At 68.9% G+C, this 6572-nt stretch carries 6 protein-coding genes and 2 pseudogenes; 6 read left to right on the top strand and 2 right to left on the bottom strand.

Annotated features, from left to right (window positions below):
- Positions 1-121, top strand: a pseudogene (locus Q8S40_RS02135) (IS481 family transposase); the annotation flags it as partial.
- 188 nt (positions 122-309) lie between these two features.
- Here Q8S40_RS02135 and Q8S40_RS02130 read toward each other — a convergent pair.
- Positions 310-1110: an FkbM family methyltransferase gene (locus tag Q8S40_RS02130; protein WP_305669115.1), complete on the bottom strand. Its 801-nt coding sequence runs from the start codon at positions 1108-1110 to the stop codon at positions 310-312.
- Between the two features lie 195 nt (positions 1111-1305).
- On the opposite strand from Q8S40_RS02130, the pseudogene Q8S40_RS02125 reads away from it, so the two are divergent.
- Positions 1306-1967: pseudogene (locus Q8S40_RS02125) on the top strand (integrase core domain-containing protein); the annotation flags it as partial.
- A 74-nt stretch (positions 1968-2041) separates the two neighbouring features.
- Here Q8S40_RS02125 and Q8S40_RS02120 read toward each other — a convergent pair.
- On the bottom strand, positions 2042-3295 hold the full coding sequence (locus Q8S40_RS02120) for an amidase (protein ID WP_305669114.1): 1254 nt from the start codon (positions 3293-3295) through the stop codon (positions 2042-2044).
- Positions 3296-3397: 102 nt separating this feature from the next.
- Between Q8S40_RS02120 and Q8S40_RS02115 the strand changes: the two genes are divergently transcribed.
- From Q8S40_RS02115 to Q8S40_RS02100, 4 genes are read left to right on the top strand one after another with little or no spacing between them, the layout of a single operon-like run.
- Positions 3398-3898 (top strand): hypothetical protein, encoded by a 501-nt coding sequence (locus Q8S40_RS02115; RefSeq protein WP_305669113.1) that lies wholly within the window; start codon positions 3398-3400, stop codon positions 3896-3898.
- 23 nt (positions 3899-3921) lie between these two features.
- Positions 3922-4314: a hypothetical protein gene (locus Q8S40_RS02110; protein ID WP_305669112.1), complete on the top strand. Its 393-nt coding sequence runs from the start codon at positions 3922-3924 to the stop codon at positions 4312-4314.
- Positions 4315-4321: 7 nt separating this feature from the next.
- The gene (locus tag Q8S40_RS02105) at positions 4322-5587 is read left to right on the top strand and encodes an MFS transporter (RefSeq protein ID WP_305669111.1); all 1266 of its coding nucleotides are present in this window, start codon (positions 4322-4324) and stop codon (positions 5585-5587) included.
- Positions 5587-6564 carry a Gfo/Idh/MocA family protein gene (locus Q8S40_RS02100; protein ID WP_304816177.1) on the top strand — a complete coding sequence of 326 codons (978 nt, stop codon included), beginning with the start codon at positions 5587-5589 and terminating at the stop codon, positions 6562-6564. Before Q8S40_RS02105 ends, Q8S40_RS02100 begins: the two co-directional genes overlap by 1 nt.
- The last annotated feature ends 8 nt before the right edge of the window (positions 6565-6572 follow it).

Genomic DNA, 6572 nt, shown 5'->3' with positions numbered 1-6572 from the left:
CCGCCGACTGAAGACCCTGCGCGGACTCACGCCCTACGAGTTCATCTGCAAGCAGTGGACCGCAGAGCCACAGCGGTTCAACGCCAACCCGCTCCACCAAACGCCAGGACTAAACATCTAATCGACGCGCCGGCACCTGCTCCGCCTCCGACGTGTTGCACGCGGCGGCGGAGACGGGGTCCACCACCGCCTCCAACTCATCCACGCTGAGCGTCGTTGACGGCGACCGCAGCTCTCTGCGCATGCCCCGAAGCGGCGCGCGCCGTGGGGGAGCGGGCTCAATTCAAAACGATGAGCGCGGAGCCCCTGTCAGCGCAGCCAGATTACGTCGCCTCTAAGCGCTCCCTCAAGCGCACGTGGAGCTCCCGTGGCGTCAAGATGGTGCGGGCGTAGCCCCGCGCCCTGCAGCAAATCCCCTATTGCCTCGAGCCGGTAGCCGTATCGCGCCGCGTGGCGTGCTTCCATTTCGGTCTGTACAGCGATCCGCGGACTAGATGCGATAGTGCCTAGCGCTCCGCGCAGCACAGGAAGCTCAAATCCCTCAACATCAATTTTAAGGTAAGATACCGCAATCACCCCCTGCTCCGCCAAGGCCGCGTCAAGTGTTTGCATTGGAACGCTAACACCCCTTCCATCACTGCTAGAAGCGACATGGGTCTCGCCCGGGTTGCTGTCAGCAAAAACTATCTCAATCTCTCCCGGAACTTCGCCAAGAGCAAGATTTAGTGGAGCCGCCCAGGAGAGGCCACTCTGATCTATGTTGGTTTGAAGAAACCGGAATGTGTGGGGATGCGCCTCGAATGAGATGACCCTGCCGGTAGGTCCGACCAAGCGTGCGGCGGGAATAGTGTATGCGCCGATGTTGGCGCCTGCATCCACGAAGACCTCGCCGGGTTGGAGATGGCGCTCAACGAACCGCCAGATCTGAGGATCGCGGGCGCCGGCCACGCACATCGCAAATGAACTGAAATTGTTTGGCATCGTTGTAAGTCGTGTGCCGTCCGGCGTAAAAAACGAAAAATCCCGCCCAGAAAGTTCACTCAACGTGAACCGAGCTGCGCGCACGGATGCCGCGATTGGCGCACGCCTAAAGGCGTCGGTGACGCGCATCCAAGGCAGCCTCCAGCGAAGCGCCCGTAGAGGTGCTGGAATAGCGGCTGAGATCCCGGCCATGGCTATCCGATCTGTTGGAGTGGCTGACCCAGCCCTCGCGATTAAGTAAAAGTGCCGAATTATGCATCGCAATGTGGCGCATCGAGGTTGATGAGGCAACTTGCTTGCAACCGGTCTGCAAACATTCTCTTGCTGCACCGTTGCCTGCCGTGTCACGGCATCTCCAGCCTGCCTGAGATCGAGGGCGACAAAAGCAGCCAAGAAGGCCTTCAGGCCTACTCCATCGGGTACTTCCACATCGACATCGCCGAGGTGCAGACTGCGGAGGGCAAGCTCTTCCTCTTCGTTGTCATCGACCGCACCGGCAAGTTCGCCTTCGTCCAGCTGGTCGAGAGCGCCACCCGCGTCACAGCTTCCGCCTTCCTCGTAGCCCTCGTCGCTGCCGTGCCCCACAGCATCCGCACCATGCTCACCGACAACGGCATCCAGTTCCGCCTGCCAGCTCGCTACGCCGATGAGCCCACTGCCCGCTACCTGACCCACATGTTCGACCTGCGCTTCGTCGAGCACGGCATCGAGCACCGCTTCACCCGCATCAACCATCCCTGGACCAACGGTCAGGTCGAGCGGATGAACCGAAGCATCAAGGACGCCACCAGAAGCGCTTCCACTACGACATCCACGAGCAACTCCGGCGACACCTCGAGGAGATTGTCGCCGCCTACAGTTTCGGCCGCAGGCTCAAGCGCCTCCGCGGCCTCACACCCCACGCATTCATCTGCAAAGCATGGGCCCTCGAGCCTCAACGCTTCACCATAAATCCGTACCCTCAAATGCCAGAACTAAGCACCTAAGCATTGGCAAGAGCTCAGTATCTTGGTGTTTGTTGTCCTGCCCCGGATGTGCGGTCCCGGTGGCATTATCAGACTCAGTTCTCCAAAGCTGCCTGCACCCAGCGCGCGGTGCCCAGCAGCGCCGGGTCCTCCGAAACCCGCCCGGCAAGCTGCACGCCCATCGGCAGCCCGGCCGGGCCGGTGCCGGCGGGGATGGTCACGTTCGGGCCGTGCAGCAGCGTCCACAGCAGGTTGAAGGTGGCATCGCCGGTATAGGCCAGTCCCGCCGGCGCCTCGCCGGGGGCGGAGGGGGTCAGCACCGCGTCGAAGCCGGCGGTCCAGTCGAGGAAGGCGGCGCGGGCGGCCATGGCGGCATGGCGCGCCTCCTCCAGCTTGGCGGGCGGGAAACCGCCGGCCCAATCCATCCGGTCCAGCAGCACGGCCGAGATCTGCGCCCGCGCCTCGGCAATCTCCCACGCCAGGCCCTGGCGGGTTTCCATGTTCATCATGAAGGGGTGCAGCTCGGCGGCTTCCAGCAAGGCGGGCGGCAGCGGCGCCTCCACCACCTCCGCCCCTGCGGCACGCGCCGCATCGGCGGCACGGTGCAGCAGGGCCACCGTCTCCGCCTTCGCATCGCCGGGCGCCTGGCCCAGGCTGAGCAGCAGGCGCGGCGCGCGGTCCCGCTTCGCCTCGGGGTCGGGGTGGTCGCGCCCGGTCATGGCGCCCATCGCCAGCGCGCAATCGGCCAGGCTGCGGGCCATGATGCCGATCGTGTCCAGGCTCTCGGAGCACACCTTCATGCCGCCGCGATGCAGCGTGCCGTAGCTCGGCTTGAAGCCGACCACGCCGCAATAGGCCGCCGGCCGCACGATGCTGCCCGCGGTCTGCGTGCCGAAGGCGATCGGGACCATGAAATCCGCCACCGCGGCGGCGGAGCCGGAGGAGGACCCGCCCGGCGTATGCCCGGCATTGTGCGGGTTGCTGGTAGCGCCCGGGCTGCGGGTGGCGAATTCGGTGGTGACGGTCTTGCCCATGATGACGCCGCCGGCGGCCCGCGCCGCGGCCACGGCGGCCGCATCGCCGCGCGGCCGGTGCCCCGCCCAGATCGGGGAGCCATAGCCCGTCGGCATATCCGCCGTATCCAGCACATCCTTCACCGCCACCGGAATGCCGTGCAGCGCGCCGGGCCGGGCCTTCACCGCATTTCGCCGTGCCTGGCCAGCGTCCAGGTGCATGAAGGCGCGCACAACGGGCTCGCGCGCCGCGGCGCGGGCCAGGCAGGCCTCCATCAGCTCGGTGGCGGAAAGCTTCCCGGCGGCGATGGCGCGGGCGGCTTCGGTGGCGGTCATGCGGTTCGGTTCGGTCATGCCCCATCACGCCACGGCGTGGGGCGTTTGCGAACCCTCCGGGGGGCGGTTTGCGAAGACGCGGCGCGGTGCCACATAGGCAGCATGCCCGGAAACGCGATCACCCTGGCCGCCGCCGATGATGGCAGCCTGTCCTACGCCATCCCGCTCTCGCCGGCGGACCTGCCCGCGGTCACCCCCACGGCACTGCTCGGCGCCTGGGATGCGGCGCGCGCCCATGCCCAGTCCGGCCAGTGGGGCCCGGTGCGCCGCCTGCTGTTCCGCGGGCCGCAGGGGGCCGCCATCGTCTTCGCCATCGCCGACCGCGATGCCCGGTGCTGGGCCGAGGCGGTGGACCGCAGGACCGACCTTGCCACCCTGCCCGGCCTGGCCTTGTGCCTGCGGCTGCTGGCCCTGGTCGAGGTGATGGGGCGTAGCGAATGGATGGCCGGGCTGTTCAGCGTGACGGCCGAGGGGGTGGAGTTGCACCCCTCCCTGCTGCGGGCGGCGGCCTCCATGCCGCTGGATGCCGCCGCCAGGTTCGACGCGGAGGCATTGCGGGGTCTATTGTCGCGCGCACTGCCCGCATCCCGCGTCCCGGCCTGACGCACGCCCGAAAGTCCCCCTCGATGCCCCGCCCCCGCGCCCTTCCGCTGACCGCCCTGCTGCTGGGCCTTTCGGCCTGCAACCTGCCACTGCCGACACCGATTTCCGCCCCGCCGCCGCCGCCCGCCGGGCAGCGCGACGCGGCCTATGACGCCTGCCGGGCGGAGGCGACTCGGGTGGTGCAGTTCCGCGAGCGTGGCCAGCAGATGCGGATGGATGAGACCGAATCGAGCCGCGGCACCCTGTCCGTCGCCCCCTACAGTCGCGTCGAGTCGGATCGCGGCGCGCAGCAGATCGACCGTGACCGGCTGATCGCCGATTGCCTGCGTGCCGCGCCGGCCGCCCCGCTCACCGCCCCACCGGTTCCCGCCCCTCCGGTCACCGCCCCCCCGGCCCCGCCGCGGCGCACCCGCTGACGCGGGGGTGGCATCGTCCAACGCGCTCGCGCGCGCGCTGTCCACGCGGAATTCGCAGCTCTTCTTCTCCGGCTCCATGGTCGCCTGGACCGGGCTGTGGATGCAGCGCATCGCGGTGTCCTGGCTCGCCTGGGAACTGACGGGCAGCGCCTTCTGGGTCGGCATGGTGGCCTTCTGCGACCTGGCGCCGGCGGTGCTGATCAGCCCGCTGGCCGGCGCGATGGCGGACCGGGTGGACCGGGTGAAGCTGGCGATGTGGACGCAGGTGGCGATCGCCCTGCAATCCGTGGCCGTCGCCGGGCTGACCTTCAGCGGCCACATGACCATCACCCTGCTGCTGGTGCTGGAGGTGTGTGGCGGCATCGCCGCCAGCTTCGCCCAGCCGGCGCGGCAGACGCTGATGCCCGGCATCGTGGCGCGCGCCGACCTTCCCGCCGCGGTGGCCGCCAATTCCTTGTGCTTTGCCGTGGCGCGCTTCATCGGGCCAGCCATAGCCGGGCCGGTGATCGCCATCTGGGGCGTGGTGCCGGCGATCGCGGGCAATGCGGTGGGCTACATGTTCGCCTGCCTGACCATCTATCTGCTGCGGGTGGACCCCAAGGAACGCCGTGGCCACCCGGTTTCCACAAGCCTGGGCGCGGAGGTGGTGGAGGGGCTGCGCTATGCCGCGCGCCATCCGGGCCTCGGGCCGCTGCTGCTGTATGCGGCGCTCGGCGCGCTGATGCTGCGCGGGGTGCAGGAAATCCTGCCGCCCTTTGTCGAGCGCCTGTTCGGCCGCGGCGCCGAAAGCCTGGCGATCCTGACCGCCTGCTTCGGCGTCGGCGCGCTCATCACCGGCCTCTGGGTCGCCTCCCGCGGGCGGCTGGAGGGGGTTGTGCGGCTCGCGGTGTTCGGTGCGCTGGCGCAGGCGATTGCCACCGCGGGGTTCGTGGCGACGGGGTATTTCCCGCTCGGCATGCTGTGCGCGGCGCTGATCGGCGGCTTTGCCTCTATGCACGGGATCAGCGTGCAGACCCTGCTGCAGAGCGCGACCGACCCGGTCTATCGCGGCCGCATGCTGTCCCTGTGGGGGCTGATCACCCGCGCCTTCCCGGCGCTCGGCGCGCTGGCGCTGGGTGCGGCGGGGGAGTTGTTCGGCCTGCAATGGCCGACGCTTGTGGCCGTGGCGGTGTTCCTCGGCGTCTTCGCCTGGGGCATGACGCGGCTGCGGCGCATGGAAGCCGCTTTGGAAGGCACGCCGGCAAGCCCGGGTGGTGAGACAGGGAGATCGTGATGCTGAATGCGGCAATCGTGGGCATGGGCCGCTGGGGCCAGGTGCTGGTCAACAGCGTGCAGGGCCAGCAGGGGGCACCGATCCGGTTTGTCGCCGGCAGCACCCGCAGCCCGGACAAGGCCCGCGCCTGGGCCGGCGAACAGCGCATCCGCATCCTGCCGGATTTCGCCGGCGTGCTGGCAGACCCGGAAGTGCAGGCCGTGGTGCTGGCCACGCCGCACGCCCAGCATGCGGAACAGGTGATCGCGGCCGCCCGCGCCGGCAAGCATGTGTTCGTCGAGAAGCCCTTCACGCTCGACCGCGCGAGTGCGGCCGCCGCGGTGCAGGCCTGCCAGGATGCGGGCGTGGTGATGGCGCTCGGCCACAACCGCCGCTTCCTGCCGGCGGTGGCGCAGATGAAGGCGATGCTGGCGGATGGCAGCCTCGGCACGCTGCTGCATGTGGATGGCCAGTTCAGCGGCCCCGGCGCGCGCAACTACCAGCCAGGCATGTGGCGCGCGGACCGCGCCGAAAGCCCGCTGGGCGGCATGGGCGGCATGGGCATCCACATGATCGACATGATCATCCACCTGGCCGGCCGCTTCCGGCAGGTGACGGTGCAGAGCCATGCGCTGGTCTCCCAGACCATCGACGACACCACCGCGATGCTGGGCGTGCTGGAATCTGGCGCCACGGTGAACTTCGCGACGTTGGCGCTGACGCCGAGCTTCTGGCGCGTGGCGCTGTATGGGACGGAGGGCATCCTGGTGCTGCAGGGCCACGAAAACCTTTCCTTCACCCCGCGGGAGGGTGAGCCCTGGGTGAAGACCTACCCCAAGACCGATATCGAGGCCGCTGAACTGGCCGCCTTCGCCGCGGCGGTCGCCGGCGGCCCGGCCTATCCGCTGCCGCTGGACCAGGCGATCCACGGCGTTGCGGTGTTCGAGGCGATGATCGGCGCCGCCGCCTCCGGCAGCAGCTACGCCGTGGTGGCGTAGCCCGCGGC

Source organism: Falsiroseomonas sp. (assembly GCF_030695085.1).
Lineage (GTDB): Bacteria > Pseudomonadota > Alphaproteobacteria > Acetobacterales > Acetobacteraceae > Falsiroseomonas.
Note: the sequence above shows the minus strand (reverse complement) of the source record. Positions and strands in the feature narration are given on the sequence as shown.